Origin of the sequence: Caproicibacterium lactatifermentans, from assembly GCF_013315815.1 — a bacterium.
In the GTDB taxonomy this organism is placed as follows: domain Bacteria; phylum Bacillota; class Clostridia; order Oscillospirales; family Acutalibacteraceae; genus Caproicibacterium; species Caproicibacterium lactatifermentans.
Genome location: NZ_CP046051.1, coordinates 383,355 through 398,876, shown reverse-complemented (window position 1 = coordinate 398,876; position 15,522 = coordinate 383,355). Strand labels below are relative to the sequence as shown.

Below are 15,522 nucleotides of genomic sequence, written 5' to 3'. Positions count from 1 at the left end.
CTCCGGGGAATAGACAAACTGTTTTTTATTACAAACAACAAAGACCACAAATATGCTGAAACAGCATACCTGTGGCCTTTGACCCTTCCGTATAGTATAATACACAGTTTTCGATGTCCTCTGTGCAGTCGGTGCTATCATCCAAAAAAGCAGCAGGGCACATCCCGCTCTCACGGCTTGTCCAAAATCCCTCTGTAGGTTTTTGTTACGCACCCCCTTTCCGACTTTCTGCTTTCACTTTATATTCATTTTGTTATTTTACCATAAGATGATCCGTACCCCGAAATTTGGACAGTCATTGATTGAAATTCGAGAGTGTGAAATCAAAATCATCACACAAATCGCAGAGTTGGAAATCAAGTTTTCGGACAGATAATATAGTTTGCATCCACAGACCGGACAGATAATGCTATAATATCTGTATTTGAAATCATTTCTCTCTGCAAAAGGAGGAATTATCAATGGCAAACAGCAGTAATCGTGGGGGTTCACGTCCTGGTGCAGGCCGTAAGAAAAAGAATCCTGACGGCACATATGAGCATGCTGCGTTCTCTGCAGAACAACTCAAGGAACTCACGGACTCGCCTCATGTGGCATATGTCTCAAGCAAAACAGTGTCATACACAAAAGCTTTTAAAGATGCAGCTTGGCAACGGTACTGCGATGGGGTCGATCCGATACAGATTTTTTCTGAGGTCGGCCTCAACCCGGAGACATTAGGACGTGCACGCATTCTCGGCTTTTTTAAGCTTCTGCGGCAAGCAAAAGGACGTGGCCTCGAGTTTACCGAAGGAAATGATCCTTATCCGGATGACAACGAGGATGCACCTCCACTGCCAGCGCCGCCTCGTAGGGCAAACAAAGGGCATCCTCCATTGATGAGCGAGTCAGAAATAAACCATCTCGCTGCGAAGGTTGCCTACATGTCCCAAGAGATTGAGTTTATAAAAAAAATTATATTTGCGGAGAAGAAAGGGAAATAGCCATGTATATGAATGGTTCCCCAGAAGTCCGCTACCGCATCATAAATGAAACCATTAGCCAGGATGACAATCTTCTGAATATTTCTTATCTTTGTGAAATAGCAGGCGTATCTCGTTCGGGATTTTATTACTGGCGTGGACATCAGACCGAGCGGACAGCATCCGATGAGGCCGATCAAAGAGACTTTGACCTCATTGTGGCTGCATACAATTTCCGCGGATATTCAAAAGGCGCACGCGGTATACACATGAGACTGCGGCATCAGGATCCCCCGGTGCTTATGAACACAAAGAAGATTCGCAGACTGATGAAAAAGTATCACCTCGTATGTCCGGTACGAAAGGTAAATCCGTACCGCAAGCTCGGCAAGCGTCTACAGGAAAACAGGACAGCTCCGAACATACTAAACAGACAGTTTAAGTCATTTGGACCGCGCACTGTTCTGCTGACGGACATTACATATATTCCGAGACCGGTACACCGAGATAGCAGCCAACGAGCTTACTATTATTCATACGTCTGTGTGATCATGGACGCATTCACAAAAGAAGTTTTGGCCTGTACCTGCAGTAACTCCTGTGATACAGATTTCGTCTTGGACACCGTAAATCAACTGATGGAAAAGCATGGGTCTGAACTTCACACGGACGCCCTGATCCATTCAGATCAAGGATGCCAATACACCAGTTCTAAATTCGTTGCCATTCTGAATGATTACAACCTCCGTCAATCCATGTCCCGCAGAGGAAATTGTTGGGACAATGCACCGCAGGAAAGCCTATTTGGACACATGAAGGATGAACTGCCACCGGTTGGATCTTATGGACATGCAGTAATTGCTGAACGTGTTTACGCTTGGATTGAGTATTATAACAACGACCGGTATCAATGGAGCCTTGCCAAGCTCTCGCCGTGTGAGTACTACAAGTTTGTCATGACGGGAATTTATCCGTTGGATACATTTGGGGGCGCTGCCCCCAACCCCCCGGAGTTTAACGCTTTTGTTTCCGGGAAAGGCAAAGAAAAAGACGAAGCCAAAGCTCCGCCTTCCCCGCAAACCTGACAGCCCGCTCGGGTCGCTCTCCAGCGTTGCCCTATCCTGTCTGTCAGTAAAGCAGGAACATTATATCACGGATTCAGCTTTCGGATTTCAAGTTTGATTATTTTGTCCGAACAACGGGGTACACTTCAAAGATGGCCCTTTCCCGCAGAAAAATCCGCACAAGGACTTGACAGCACGCATTTTTTGTATATACTATGTATCGTACAGTATGCAATGCATAGTATATGCCCATATTTTTTATAGAGAGGAAGTGTACCATGGACATACAAAGAAAAAAAGGTGTGCTGGACGTCTGTGTACTGGCGGTGCTGAAACGCGGGCCGTCCTACGGTTACCGTATTGTCAGTGATGTGTCAGCCTGTATTCAAATTTCCGAGTCCACCCTGTACCCCATTCTTCGCCGGCTGGAATCGAACGGCTGTGTTTCCACCTATCGGAAAGCTTATAACGGCCGCACTCGCAAGTATTACCAAATTGAGCAGCCCGGCCTTGACCGGGTACAGGCCTTTCTGGATGAAGCCGACGAAATGAAACAAATTTATGCCTTTGTGGAGGGAGCCAACCATGACTAAAGAAACTTTTCTGAAAGAACTTGCCCTCGGTCTCACAAACCTAAGTCAAGAGGAACGCCGCCGCGTACTGGAGTATTACGGAGAGCTCATCTGCGACGGCATAGAGAACGGAAAATCGGAAGAATCCGTCATTCAGGATTTCGGCTCGCCAAAAGAGATTGCCGCCAGCATTTGCGCCGAATACGGACGCACTGCACCGCGGAAGCCAGCCTCTTCCGATGGTCAGCATATTTACGCCTCCAAAGAACCGGTCGGCGCGATTATTCTTACAGCCCAAAACCTGCGGATAGAAGTGCGTGAAAATGCACAGATTGAAACCGTACAGGTACTGTTTTCCCCACTGGGAAATGACCATGTGGCCGTTACCGAGGAAAACAGCACATTTTCCTTCTGCCACACCATCACTATGCAGCCCTTCTTCTGGCGCGATTTGTTCCACGGGGCACGCAGCCTTATACTGGAGGTCCCTGTCAACTTTAGCGGCAGTCTGTCCATACAGACCTGCAACGCCAAAATCACCGTCGACAGCCTGCACAGCATTGGCACCGGCAGCTTTATAACCAGCAATGCCTGCATTTTCATCACCAGTACCGTGTGCCGCACCTTGCAGGCCAGAACCAGCAACAGCCGTCTGCTTCTTCTGAACTGCAGTGGTGAAAGCTGCACCGCCAAAACCAGCAATGGCCGTCTACAGGCTGAGGACTGCCGCTTTCCAACACGCCTGTCCCTGCACACCAGCAACAGCCCTGTTCGCGCCGAACAGTTGTCCTCTAACAACGTCGAGCTAAAGACCTGCAATGCCCCCATTCATGCCACATTGCATGGTGACCCGCGGGACTACACCATTCACAGCCACACCAGCAACGGCCGCAGCAGTCTGCCCGCAGACTGGTCCTTCCCCGGCCAAGCGTGCAGTCTGTCCGCTGTGACCAGCAACGCCTCCATTGACGTAAAGCTAGTACCGGAATGAAACGTTTTATGTTCTTGTATGATTGTTCAAGAAAGATGCCGCAGTGGAACCCTGCGGCATCTTAAAATTCTTATTTATTGGTTTATTGGCGCAGTCCTGTGTGCCCCATGCGTGCCTCCCGCAGGGTCTTCCGCTTTTCCCGGTCCTGCCGGTCAAACGGCATTCCAATTACCATGCCCAGCACCATGCCGATGCACATATCAGTGGAACTCATTCCACAGGCATAACCAATGGCCAACCCGAACAGAAAACAAATACTGCCCCAACAGGTACGGGGTTTCTCCAGCTCATAGTAAAGCATATCCTTTTTTTGACCGGAGCGGGCAAAGCCCACGGTTTCCAGCGCCGCCGCTGCAGCTGCATTGTCCTTTTCTATGGACGCTGTAACAAAATACATATCCGGTTGAGAAAAAGCCCAATCCGCGGCGGCACGTATGGCCTCTTCCGCATAACCCTGGCCACGAAAGTCACTGTTTATCCTGCAGCGCAGTTCCACGGCACTATTTTGCGGTGCGCCTAAAAAACCAACGGTACCCGCCTGCTCCCCGCTTTCCCGCAGGGTAATGCGCCACACCGTATACCACAGGCGCTGTTCCGGGCGGGCACGGCAGCTGCTGCCTATTTCAGTATAAAGCTGTTTCAAACGTTCCTCCGTCTGACCGGCAGCTTCTTCTTGCAGTTCCTCATCCGTCATAGGCGTTACCTGTAAATGTTTGGTTTTGAGTTCGCGTTTTTTCATGGCATATCCTTTCCCTCGGACACCCAGTTGCCCGCCTATGCTGCCCTGGCTTCGGCGGCTTTCATTATATCACACATGGGTGGAACACTACCGTTCCATGCGGCGTTTTCACACAGTGTTCGCTTTTCTTTCATATACGGTGTAGGTTGATTCCTTATCTTGTAAAGCAGATACCAAAATGCTAAAATAGGAAAGCAGAGAATTCCGATAAATAGTAAAAAGAGGAAGAATATGTCTACTGTATACTTAGTGATACCATGTTACAATGAAGAAAAAGTCCTGCCCGAAACCATAAAGGAACTGAACCTGCAGCTGCACAAAATGATAGATGCAGGCCTTGTGGATGTCAGCAGCCGAATGCTTTTTGTCGACGATGGCAGCAAGGACCACACATGGCAGCTCATTGAGCAGTTCCACCAACAGAATCCGCTTGTAACCGGCCTGAAACTTGCCCACAACCGCGGCCACCAAAACGCCCTTTTGGCTGGTTTAATGACTGCCAAAGACGAAGCAGATTGTGCCATTAGTCTGGATGCTGACCTGCAGGACGATGTCAGCGTCCTGCCCCAGTTTGTGCAAAAGTTTGAGGAGGGCTGTGACGTAGTATACGGCGTACGCAACAAGCGCGATACTGACACTTGGTTTAAACGTACCAGTGCCGAGGCTTTTTACCGATTTTTAAGCCGCATGGGTGTGGACATTGTGTACAATCACGCGGACTACCGCCTGATGAGCCGCCGTGCGCTGGAGGCGCTCAGCGAATATAAAGAAGTGAACCTATTTCTGCGCGGCCTTGTACCGCTGATTGGCTACCGCAGCGACTTTGTCTATTATAACCGTCACGAGCGCTTTGCCGGAGAAAGCAAGTATCCGCTGAAAAAGATGCTGAACTTCGCCATAGACGGTATCACCTCTTTCAGCATTAAGCCGCTGAAAATCATTACCAACATCGGTATCGGCGTAACGCTGGTGGCTGTGGTCGGGCTGTTGTACGCGCTTATCTCTCACTTTGCCGGCAGCCTGCTGGCCGGACAAACCGCTGCACTCTGTTCCCTGTGGCTTCTGGGAGGCGTGCAGCTTATCTGTCTGGGTGTGGTGGGCACCTATGTGGGCAAACTGTACGCCGAAGTAAAAGCCCGCCCGCGTTTCCACATTGAAAAACATTTAAAGTAAATCTTCTCATACAGCAAAAGCACCCAATTGGGTGCTTTTTTCTGCCTAAAATACAAAAAGGTCCCCGCCGTGCACTGCGGCGGAGGCCTGGAGTTTAGTTTTATGTCTGTGCGGAAGCCGCTGTGGTCATCTGTGTACAGCGGACAGTCACACGTTTTTTTCCGCCAATGGTGCAGGTGAACAGTGTCAAATCCCATTTGCCGGATTTCATGCGACTGACATCATATTTATCAATGGTTTCCATAGAAGAAACCTGATAATCAAATGTATTGCCGCGTACGTCGGTAAACTGTACAGCGTCACCCACATTCAGCGTATTGAGCCTGCCAAAATGGCCCTGGTAATTGTGCCCCGCGATAATCAGCGAATGTGTGTAAACACTGCCCTGATATCGGCAGGGCGCTTTCCGCAGGTTCGGGTAATTCCACTCATTCTGCACCGGCAGCGTCAGCCCCAGTGTGGGAATGCTGACAATGCCAATGTATGACCTTCCATTCACTTCGGTCATAGGCATCTCACTGGGGGAAGCTGTGCCGCCACCGACAGAAGTGGAGATCTGCTGCTGCAGGGGTTTCAGCGTTTCACTCGCTATTTTCCCGGCGTTCCAGTCATCCCAGCGGTTAAATACCACCAGCGCCAGCGCGGCCAAAATAAGCGCTATGCCCGTCACTATAAAAATGCTGCCTGCTTTAGATTTCGTTTTCTTCGTTTTCATGATTTTTTTCTGTTCCTTGCTTTTACGGACCAGCCAACCGCAACCAATACCATACCGGTAGCTGCCATAAGCGGAACCGGCCACCAAAGCTGTCCGGTCTGCGGCAGGGAGCCCTGCGATTTTGACACATTAACGGGAGTTGTGGCGCCTGTTGGACCGCCGGGACCTCTGCCTGGTACCTTGCCGGAATAGGTATTCGTCACGACAAAAGAGTGGCTTGTTTGGTCACTGTTGACCTGTACCGTGTATCTGCTCGGTACATTTCTTTCCACGACCTGCCAGGTATCTTTTGTGTTATCTATCTGCCATGTAAACATCCAGTTGTTGTTGGAAGACAGCTTCTGTGTAGTAAATGCTTCGCCGTTTTTGAGTATCTCAACGGTTATTTCCTGCGGGCGCTGGTCCAAATGGCCGGTGTCCGCCCACTGTTTCATAACTTTTCCGGTTGTTTGGGTATCGTCACTGCTGGCGGAAGAATCACTAGTAATGAACTTCCGTTCCGCTTTTGGCATAGAAACGATGTCGTAATTCCATGAACTGTCAAGGGATTCCGGCACAGAAATGAGAAGCGGGGCAAACGTATATGCTTCGTCTTCGGTCCCGCTTATCTTTACACTGTTGGGAATGACCAGATACATACCGGTAGCCAAGTTCCGGAACTTTACGTTCCCGCTTTCGTCAGAGCTGAGGGATGTGTCCACCTTGATTTTATCGGCGATTGTGTAATCTCTCAGGGTCGACGCTGCGGTTGTCAGTTCATCATCTGAAAGGTTTTCCAGTACAACCGGGTAATCCTGGAACATGCCTGTCATGGTGAAGTGGACGTCCTGGGAAACGGATGCGACACGGTAAATATTTACAGGAACACCGGAAAGTGCCGCACCACCGCCCTGAAACTGCAGCGAAATGGAACCCTTCTTCGTTGGTTCTATCACGTCCGCGGCATGCATGGAATTAAACGGCATCACACACAGCAGCAGCATCAGTACTACTGCCAGAAATCCGCTGAAACGGAGTTTCTTTCTCATTTTTTGCTCTCATCCTTTCCAAAATTCGGTGTCCCCTTATCCCTGCGTTTTCTTGCGGTAGAAGTCAGCAGCATAATCAGCAGGACCAGAAGAATTGGCGCCGCAACAACCGGCGCAACCAGCATGGGGTCTATCTGCACAGCGTCCGCCGCCGCATTGACGGTATTGGGGCCATTTGTACGCACGCCGCGTACCAGCAGGCGGTGCGTGTTAATGCCGTAAGGCGTACAGGTAATCAGTGTAACATAATCTTTTTTTGGGTCAATGGTCAGGCTGCCCACCTCACTGGGAAGGACGATTTTAATTTGGTCCACTTTATAGTAAAGTGTTTCGCCCAGCACAGTTAGGGAAAAGGTATCACCGGCCTGCATTTTGTCAAGATCCGTGAACAGTTTGGCGGAGGGCAGACCCCGATGTCCGGTAATGACTGCGTGGGTGCCGGTACCGCCCACCGGCAGCGAGGAGCCTTGCAGGTGGCCGGCACCAGCGGCAAGAACCGCGTCGCTGGTGCCGTGGTACACGGGCAGGGAGACATGGATTTTCGGTATGTCTACATACCCCATAACGCCGGTTCCATCCGCATTCAGCAAGCTATTATACTCCTTTTGCTGGGCGGCGGTCATGTGGTGCTGGTCTTCGCCGCCGCGCAGTAAGTCGTTGTACCGGCGAGCCACTGTCAACATTTGCTTTTTTCTGTTTTCATCCAGATGGGACACGGTCTGTTCGTACTTGGAAATGGCATGGGACGCATGAAACTGGTTCCAGTAGTTACTGATTGAGGGGTATAATAACACGGAGAGACCTACAAGAAAAACAACGATCAAAAGAATACTAGTTCTATTCTTTCTGGCTGGTTTCTTCATAGGCCTCTCCCTGTTCCCAGTGTGCCGGGCTAGCTGCACGCTGGGAACCAGTTATCTATTGGAATTCATTGAGATATGAAACGAAGGGTAACAAAATTATTTTGTTTCGCTGTTCATTCTGCGTTTTGTGATAAGCAGAACGGCGGCGCCAGCCATCAGGCAGATACCAACGATTGTGAAGATGCGTGTGCCCATACCGCCGGTAGCAGGCAGGACAGTGCCCTTGTTGTTGGCAACATTCATAGATTCAATACCAGTTGTTGCGACCATGTTCTGTTCAGTTGTGCCAATTTTTACAGCCACATCAGCGGTTGTGTTGTAGCCAGCCGGTGTCTTCGTTTCTTTTAGGAAATAGTCACCGGTGTCCAGACCTGTGAATGCAATAACGCCGTCTGCTGTAGTATCCAGTTCTGTTGCTTTGGAAATGTCCGTTGTCCAGCCGGATACTTTACCGTCTGTGATAACAGCATAGTTGGCAACGGTCTTGTCGCCGTCAGCAACATTTTTGTACAGCTTAAAGCCTGCGCCTGCCAGAGGTGTCTTATTGTCAGCACCGTCAACCTTGGTAACTTTCAGCTCATAGGTGTAAACTGTAACATCTTTCGGCGGAGTTGTGCCCGTGTCGCCGGAACCATCATTGTTCGGGTTGTTGGAGTAGGTCACAGTAACTTCATTCTTGTTGCCGACAGCGGTGCCCAGCACAGCCTTATTGTTCAGTTTCGCGGTGTATGTAACAACAATTTGGCTGTCTTTATCTACACCAGTAACCTTCTTCAGGTCTGCACAAGCAACCGTCAGCTTCTGTTCATCAGCTGTTGTTGTAAAGGATGTGGTAACATCTGTATCCCCTACAGTAACTTTAATGGAATCTGCGTCATAAGTCAAGCCATCGGAAAGTGTATCGTTGAACTTATACTGATAAGTTTTGTAGTCAGCATAGTTGCTCGGCAGCGTGCCGGTCAGCTTAAAGGAAACAGTATCGCCGACGTTGTAGTCGTTTGCTGCTTTGTCTTCTCCGTTTTCAACGATTTTTTTGTCAACAGTAGGAACATCTTTGCTGTTCTTCGGGTTTACCTGAACATTATTTACAACTTCCAGCATCACACGGGTGTAGTCATCGTTACCGCTCTGTGTACCGTTTTTATCTTTTACCAGATAATAGCCTGCGGCAAGGCCGGAAATGGTGTAATTTTTTGCTGTCGTATTGTACGTACTGGTACCTGCAACTGTGGAAAGGTTCTTGTTGACATCCTGTGCGAAAGCCTTAACCAAATCGGCATCGTTATCTTTGCCGTCCAGTATCTTTGCGGCACCGGCGGCATCTGTTACACTGGCAAAGCTTGCTTTCGTAGCATCGTCTGCTTTCAAAGCTGCCAGCAGGTCAGCACCCTTGACACCATCGCCCCACTGTACATTAGACAATGTGCTTTCACTCAGGTCGCCCTTGAATACCTGATAGGCTTCATAGGTATGGTTAGCGGTCTCGTTCTGAATGGTAATGGTATAACCGTCTGCTGCCCATGCTGGAACAGCAACAGCGGCGGTCATGACAGCTGCAGCAGCAATTGCTGCCATACGTTTTAGCATTTTCTTCATAAATTATTCTTCACCTTTCCTAAAACTGATTTTTGTTTAAATGTGTTTGCTTTATGAAAAACAGCACTGGGAATCTGATTTTATCGGCAGCTTCCTTTTGCGTACTGTTTTTTGAGGTACCATGTACACAGGGCCGCACCCATCAGCAATAGACCGCCTCCGAAGAATTTTCCTGTGCCAGCTCCGCCTGCCTCCGGCAGGACATACCCTTTTTCATCTTTTACAGTCATGGTGCTATTCTCAAAGGAAACATCTGTGGGCCAGCTGTTCACCGGTGTAATGCTTCCCGTCCGGGCATCTACCTTGAAAGTAACGGGTTCGCCCAATGCACTGTAGCCAGCTGGCGCCTTGGTTTCTATCAGTTTGTATGCCCCGCTGGGCAGGTTTGTAATGTTCACCTGCCCGCTCCCATCTACGGTATAGACGCCGGTCTTGTCGGCGCCCAGATAAGCTCTCCAGCTGCCGGTTCCGTCTGCTTTATCGTTTTTATACAGCGTAAACTGTGCACCTGACAGAGAAGTCTTGCTGTCCTTGCTCACTTTATGCAGCATGAACCCGGATGTCTTCACCTTGTTGGTAACAGCCACGAAGGAACCATCGGAATCGAACGTATAATCACCGCTTTGTGCGGTCGTGTTGTCTTTTTGGAGCACCGCCTTAGCACCATTGAAAGTAACAGCGTAATCGGCGCTGTTCAGTTCCTGTACATAATACTTCGCACTGTCATCAATGCCGTCAAACACAGCCGTCTGGCGGGTCTTCAACTGAAAGACTCCGTTTTCATCCGTTTTATATGGGGTGCTGTCACCGTTCAAAGTATAGGCTGCATTTGCCTGTACCTTGCCGTCAACAAAGAGCTTCATTGGATAGGTGGCATTCGTATCCGCGTCACCTTCCACCTGTTTGGAAATGCTCAGCTTGCCTTTCGGGACAGATGGCATATTGAACTTAATGCGCAGATTGGAAGCACCGGCGCCGCGTTCCATATAGAACACTTGAATCTTATGCGTTGAATAGTTATCGAACGTGCTGGCGGTCATATTGTCGTTGGCCGCCTTGAACATGTCTTTAATAGAAGTTATGTTCTCTTTGTAATTTCCTCCGATTTGAGACGTTGTTGAAAAGCCAACTTCACCGGTGCTGAAGTCGATATAACCGCTCTGTGCATCATGAATACCGCCCAAATCCAGCACCAGTTTGCCGTCAATATACACCCACATATCGTCATCACCGGTAAACTCGAACCGCATGGGACTGCCGTTTACCAGCCCGTTCTTCGGCTGCGCAAAATTGGCTTCCATATACATGCCAAAGAAGTAGTTATTACTCTCGTTAAAGCCATAAAGATTTTCATTATAGCGGGCATCGCTCGTAGGCAGTTCATGACCTAAATAGTCATACCGGTTATGGTTCCGAACATACCGGTTATGGTTCCGAACGTTTCCTATATTCAGCGTATTGAACGGCATGAAGTTGCCGCGCTGAAAGAAAAACCGGGGATCACCATTTGGCGTGCCCAGCTGGTTGTAAACCTTAAAGTTGCCGCTGGCCTTGTCGAAGGAGGCAAAGTTCTGCGAACCATCATAGTAAAGGTAGTGAGTCTTGTCATACTCGCTTTGCAGGAACAGATGGTTAGCATCGTTCGAATAGGAAGTACCGCTGCCGCCCTTGGTGAACCAGTTAGAAAGGCTATAACCATTATTCACACAGGTTGGGAACCCATTCTCACCAACCTTGTTGGACAACAGCCCCTGTGTAATGGAACCGGTTGTTCCGTTATATCCGCCGCCGCCAATGTTCGCCGGGCTGTTATAGTCAAACATCTGCAGCGTTACGCCCATAGCAGTGCTGTCCAAAGTCGACACCGTAGACAGCGCACTCCGGTGCTGCCCGGACCTTCCGCTGCACGCCAGCACGTCCAAAGTCGACACCGCAGACAGCGCACTTGTGTCGCCGACCGAAATCGTTTCCGATGTCACAACGTAAATGGAGAAACTGCTGGCACTGAACTGTACCGTGCCCTGCTGCTGCACCAGCACCGCGCCCGCGACCTTTGCGGCGGTTCTGGTGCTGGCAGCTTTGTCCTGCGTGACGGTGGCTTTGACAGCCGCAGTGCTTTCACTTTTATCGGCTGTACCGGTCTGTACATGATAAATGTCCACCGGACCGGCGGCCTTTTTCAGCCGCGGTGTGTTGATGTACACCTTCACCGGGCTGGCCGGTTCAAATTCTTTTCCGGTGCTGTCCAGCAGGGTAATATCATACGCCGCCAGCACGTTTGCCTTTTCCATGCTGACCTGTACCGGGTAAGCCACTGCGGTAGTCCCCTGCGGCAGGTCTCCCTCTACTGTAATGGAAGTGCCGTCGCTGACTGCCTGTGTGCGTTTGCTGTCTGTATACACGGAAGCGGTAAGCTTTTGTCTAACCACCTTAGATTCTGTCTGTGAAGAAGCTGTTTTGGAAGAAGACGCCTGTGAGGAGGATGCTCCGGAAGAAGGCACTTCAGAGGAAGCCGCTTCAGAAGAAGACACCTGTGCAGAGGTTGCCTCGGAAGAAGACACTTCAGAGGAAGCTGCTTTGGAAGAAGACACCTGTGAGGATGTTCCCTCAGAGGAAACTGCTTCTGGTTCCCAGTTCAGCGCAAGCGGCTGGCTGACAGAACCATCGGCGGTTTCCGCTGTGCCGGAAGACTGCTTTGCCTGTATTGCCTCTTTTGCGGCTTTTAGGTCTGCTGCGGAAGCGGCATACAGTTTTACCTGCTGTGTTGTGCTCTGGTCCGCCGCAGCCTTTGCAGTCCAGCTGAGGTCTACTTTTACGGATTTGCCTTTCTCCAGTGCAAACCAGTAGGTAACCGGTTTGCCGCTTTCCGTAACACGGTGCAAATCGAGGATGGTGGTCTTATCGGCTGCCGCCACTTTTACTTCATTCTTGGCATCGAACTGATACGTATCCGACAGCTCCGCATTGACAGCGTCCGGTGTAAAGCAAAATACAGTGGAGTCCTGTTCGGTATCCGCCGTTGCCATAATATGTACCGGAATATCATTGCCGGAAACCGCCTTGGTAACTTCCGCCTGCAGCAGTGGATTTTCTTTTTCCATACTAATGGCTGGTTGTCGCAGCGCCGTAAAAACACCGAAAACCGTGCATACGGAAAGGATACATACCGCTATGAACAGATTTTTCCTTTTTTTATGGTGGTAAGCGATTTTCCACCTGTCTTGATAAATTTGTTTTCGCAGGGATAAAAACTCCTTTCCCTCTGAATTTTTAATTTCCAACCATCCCTATTTGCGGAAGCGGCCAAACGCGAAAGACTACCTTGCCAACAATAAACTCATTTTCAATACAGCCTATGGAAGAAGAACGGCTGTCTACGGAAGTTGCACGGTGGTCACCCAGAACAAAAATCTTGCCGTCCGGCACCTGATAGGGAAATTGGATGTCACATTTCCCTTGGCTCTTTTCCTTTAGGTAAGGTTCGTTCAGAGCTTTGCCGTTTACCAGCACAGTGCCGTCCTTCTGAATAATGACCGTATCGCCTGCCTTCGCAATCACTCGTTTCAGCAGGATTTTGTTATTGTAATAAAATGCAACGATGTTTCCCTTTTGAAACTTTGCATTTTTGACTGCCACAACGATTTGGCCATTTTGCAGTGTTGGCTCCATACTTGTGCCTGTTACCTGCAGCACAGTCAGGACCAATGTTGCAATCAACACTGCGGCCGCCGCAACAGCCAGCAGTATGTAAATGGTACTGCGCAGTAGTTTATGATACCGGCTTTTGTGTTGTTCCCGCTGAAGTTCCTGCTTCAGTTGTATGGTTGTCGGCCGTGCTTTGGCTGGCTGCAGGTTTGTTTGTGTTGTTTTCTGCATGGATTTCTAATCTTCTGCCCTCCTTCTTTTGGAATGGTGCAGCTTTTCTTTCCGCTTGCTGGTTCAGCCCCCGGATATTTTCGAGATATTGGTCTGCGGCCTTCTGGGCCGCCTCAAAGACACCATTGAGCTGCAGTGACGCTTCCGCAATGGAACCGGCTTTCTGCAGATGAATTTCCCGGTCCTGCAACTTTTCCTGCAGGGCAGCGTTTTGCTGTTCCAGTCTCTCAATCTGCTTTCGCAGACTGGTATTTTCTTCGGACAAATCCACCAGCACTTCCAGCAGCTCTGTCCGCTTCATTTTTTTTAGTTCTTTATCCGTCATATTTTTTCCTCTGCCAACGGCCGCCCTGCTGAAAAGGGCCGCCCAAAATACAATCAATGTATTTTATATGAATCCCAAATATTTATAATACAAGCGATAAACTAGTCTGTCTTCCATTTGATTTTTGTCTATTCATTGTAATACAGGAACCGGCCTTTGTGGCAACACGTTTTACACAAAAGCATACACGTTTTACACATGTCTGGATGTGCTTCCACAAATCACCTGATTTTTAGGAAAAATCTCCTGCGTTTTTATGAATTTCACTATAGTCACATTGTTTCGCAGAATAGTCGAAAAAAGTACGCAAAAAGGGACCCGATTTATCGGGTCCCTGAAAAAGCCTCTTGCCCGCCCCGCGGGTACTCACAAAGGCAGCAGCATACGAACAGTAAAAATTCCTTCTTCAGCCTCACAATCAAACGTAGCGTGGCTTTTCCTGGAAAATGCCTGTACACTGCGCAGACCATAACCGTGTCCCTCTCCCCGCGTGGATTCTGGCAGACCAGTTTCGTGGGAAAATGTAACGGTCCCCGCATAGGAATTGGTGATTTCGAGGATTGTCTTATCTTTAGCTGGGTGCATCAGAACATAGACAAAACGCTTTTCCGGTTCTTTCACATTGGCAGCTGCATTAACGGCGTTTTCCAGCAAATTGAGCAAAACTGTCAAAAGTTCAAATTCATTTACCTGCAGCTGCTTTGGTACATCTGCCCGGCACTGAAACTGTACCTTCTTTTTCTCTGCGAATTCGGCAGCAGCGGTCAGCACACCGTTGACAGCTGTATTTTTGCAGTAGTTTGCAACAACCGTGTGGTCCAGCCGCTGTACATATTGCTGTAGCATCCCGCGTATTTTGTCCGTATCGCCGTTTTCTAAATAAGAAAAAACCAGGTTTGCGCTGTGGCGCATATCGTGGCGGAGAATAGCCATCTCTATTTTGGACTTTTTTTCATGTTCCACTTCTCGCTTTAACGCAGCCGCATAGGCCTCCAGCAACTCATTGTTATGTTTCAGTTTCTCGCTTTGCTTAACTGCAGAAACTAAATTAAAAACGAAGAAATAAGTAAATATCATCGCGGCGAGCATCAGTAAAATAGGGACACCTTTCTGCGGATACTTGTAAAAATTTGTAGGCCAAACCATCATGGTGCAGACTACCACATAATACAATGCCAGGGACAGGCAAATACCGCCCCAATGTATTCTACTGTCTTCTATGACAGAAAGATATTGCTTCCTGCAAAACAAAATGAGAAGGAGCAGGAACACAGCGTGCACTACAATCTGCACGGTAAAAGCAAAGGCAGCGCTGGTATAGTCGGGGTTCTTTCCGACAATACTTCCATAGTAATACAGCATGGAACACAGGACATTTCCAGGCAGCACATAACATGCCGCCATGATACCCGTCATTACCGCACGCCAATCGCGGTAAAGGCAGAGCAGCAGGACAAACAGCTGCAGGACCAAAATTTCCAGCAGGGTAGCCGGCAGAATCTGGTCCGGCAAAAATCACTGGGCATAGTCTCCTGGACTGGTTACCAAAAAGCAAAGCAGCAAAAGCAGTATTGTTTTCGGCTTTGTATATCGCATGGGCAGAAAAAAATATAGAAAT

14 protein-coding genes are annotated in these 15,522 nt (G+C 49.0%); 5 read left to right on the top strand and 9 right to left on the bottom strand.

The annotated features are described in order from the left end of the window. The first annotated feature begins 461 nt into the window (after nucleotides 1-461). The 4 genes from GJQ69_RS01935 (at nucleotide 462) to GJQ69_RS01920 (ending at nucleotide 3,589) form a co-directional block, all read left to right on the top strand. Nucleotides 462-983: an HTH domain-containing protein gene (locus tag GJQ69_RS01935; RefSeq protein ID WP_174192708.1), complete on the top strand. Its 522-nt coding sequence runs from the start codon at nucleotides 462-464 to the stop codon at nucleotides 981-983. Between the two features lie 2 nt (nucleotides 984-985). Next, on the top strand, nucleotides 986-2,047 hold the full coding sequence (locus tag GJQ69_RS01930; protein WP_174192710.1) for an IS3 family transposase: 1,062 nt from the start codon (nucleotides 986-988) through the stop codon (nucleotides 2,045-2,047). Nucleotides 2,048-2,304: 257 nt separating this feature from the next. Next, a complete protein-coding gene (locus tag GJQ69_RS01925) occupies nucleotides 2,305-2,619 on the top strand; it encodes a PadR family transcriptional regulator (protein ID WP_086036486.1) in 315 nt (104 codons plus the stop codon). Next, nucleotides 2,612-3,589, top strand: a complete 978-nt coding sequence (locus GJQ69_RS01920) for an HAAS signaling domain-containing protein (protein WP_174192806.1) — start codon at nucleotides 2,612-2,614, stop codon at nucleotides 3,587-3,589. The genes GJQ69_RS01925 and GJQ69_RS01920 overlap by 8 nt, the downstream gene beginning before the upstream one ends. A gap of 82 nt (nucleotides 3,590-3,671) precedes the next feature. Here GJQ69_RS01920 and GJQ69_RS01915 read toward each other — a convergent pair whose 3' ends face one another. Next, on the bottom strand, nucleotides 3,672-4,328 hold the full coding sequence (locus GJQ69_RS01915) for a GNAT family N-acetyltransferase (protein WP_086036488.1): 657 nt from the start codon (nucleotides 4,326-4,328) through the stop codon (nucleotides 3,672-3,674). 231 nt (nucleotides 4,329-4,559) lie between these two features. Between GJQ69_RS01915 and GJQ69_RS01910 the strand changes: the two genes are divergently transcribed. Further along, on the top strand, nucleotides 4,560-5,501 hold the full coding sequence (locus tag GJQ69_RS01910; RefSeq protein ID WP_086036489.1) for a glycosyltransferase family 2 protein: 942 nt from the start codon (nucleotides 4,560-4,562) through the stop codon (nucleotides 5,499-5,501). Nucleotides 5,502-5,601: 100 nt separating this feature from the next. Here the strand turns inward: GJQ69_RS01910 and GJQ69_RS01905 are convergent, their stop codons facing one another. The 8 genes from GJQ69_RS01905 to GJQ69_RS01870 all read right to left on the bottom strand — a co-directional run bounded on the left by GJQ69_RS01905 (nucleotide 5,602) and on the right by GJQ69_RS01870 (nucleotide 15,416). Further along, nucleotides 5,602-6,216 (bottom strand): sortase, encoded by a 615-nt coding sequence (locus GJQ69_RS01905; protein ID WP_086036490.1) that lies wholly within the window; start codon nucleotides 6,214-6,216, stop codon nucleotides 5,602-5,604. Beyond that, a complete protein-coding gene (locus GJQ69_RS01900; RefSeq protein ID WP_086036491.1) occupies nucleotides 6,213-7,244 on the bottom strand; it encodes a Cna B-type domain-containing protein in 1,032 nt (343 codons plus the stop codon). The genes GJQ69_RS01905 and GJQ69_RS01900 overlap by 4 nt, the downstream gene beginning before the upstream one ends. Then, complete coding sequence (locus GJQ69_RS01895; protein WP_086036492.1) at nucleotides 7,241-8,107, bottom strand: class C sortase; 867 nt, start codon at nucleotides 8,105-8,107, stop codon at nucleotides 7,241-7,243. The genes GJQ69_RS01900 and GJQ69_RS01895 overlap by 4 nt, the downstream gene beginning before the upstream one ends. Nucleotides 8,108-8,203: 96 nt before the next feature. Next, complete coding sequence (locus tag GJQ69_RS01890) at nucleotides 8,204-9,703, bottom strand: SpaH/EbpB family LPXTG-anchored major pilin (RefSeq protein ID WP_174192804.1); 1,500 nt, start codon at nucleotides 9,701-9,703, stop codon at nucleotides 8,204-8,206. Between the two features lie 80 nt (nucleotides 9,704-9,783). Next, nucleotides 9,784-12,804 (bottom strand): SpaA isopeptide-forming pilin-related protein, encoded by a 3,021-nt coding sequence (locus GJQ69_RS01885; protein ID WP_174192802.1) that lies wholly within the window; start codon nucleotides 12,802-12,804, stop codon nucleotides 9,784-9,786. A gap of 169 nt (nucleotides 12,805-12,973) precedes the next feature. After that, complete coding sequence (gene lepB / locus GJQ69_RS01880) at nucleotides 12,974-13,579, bottom strand: signal peptidase I (protein ID WP_086036495.1); 606 nt, start codon at nucleotides 13,577-13,579, stop codon at nucleotides 12,974-12,976. Further along, nucleotides 13,473-13,904 carry a hypothetical protein gene (locus tag GJQ69_RS01875; protein ID WP_174192800.1) on the bottom strand — a complete coding sequence of 144 codons (432 nt, stop codon included), beginning with the start codon at nucleotides 13,902-13,904 and terminating at the stop codon, nucleotides 13,473-13,475. Before GJQ69_RS01875 ends, lepB begins: the two co-directional genes overlap by 107 nt. Nucleotides 13,905-14,270: 366 nt before the next feature. Beyond that, on the bottom strand, nucleotides 14,271-15,416 hold the full coding sequence (locus GJQ69_RS01870; RefSeq protein ID WP_174192798.1) for a GHKL domain-containing protein: 1,146 nt from the start codon (nucleotides 15,414-15,416) through the stop codon (nucleotides 14,271-14,273). Nucleotides 15,417-15,522: the final 106 nt, after the last annotated feature.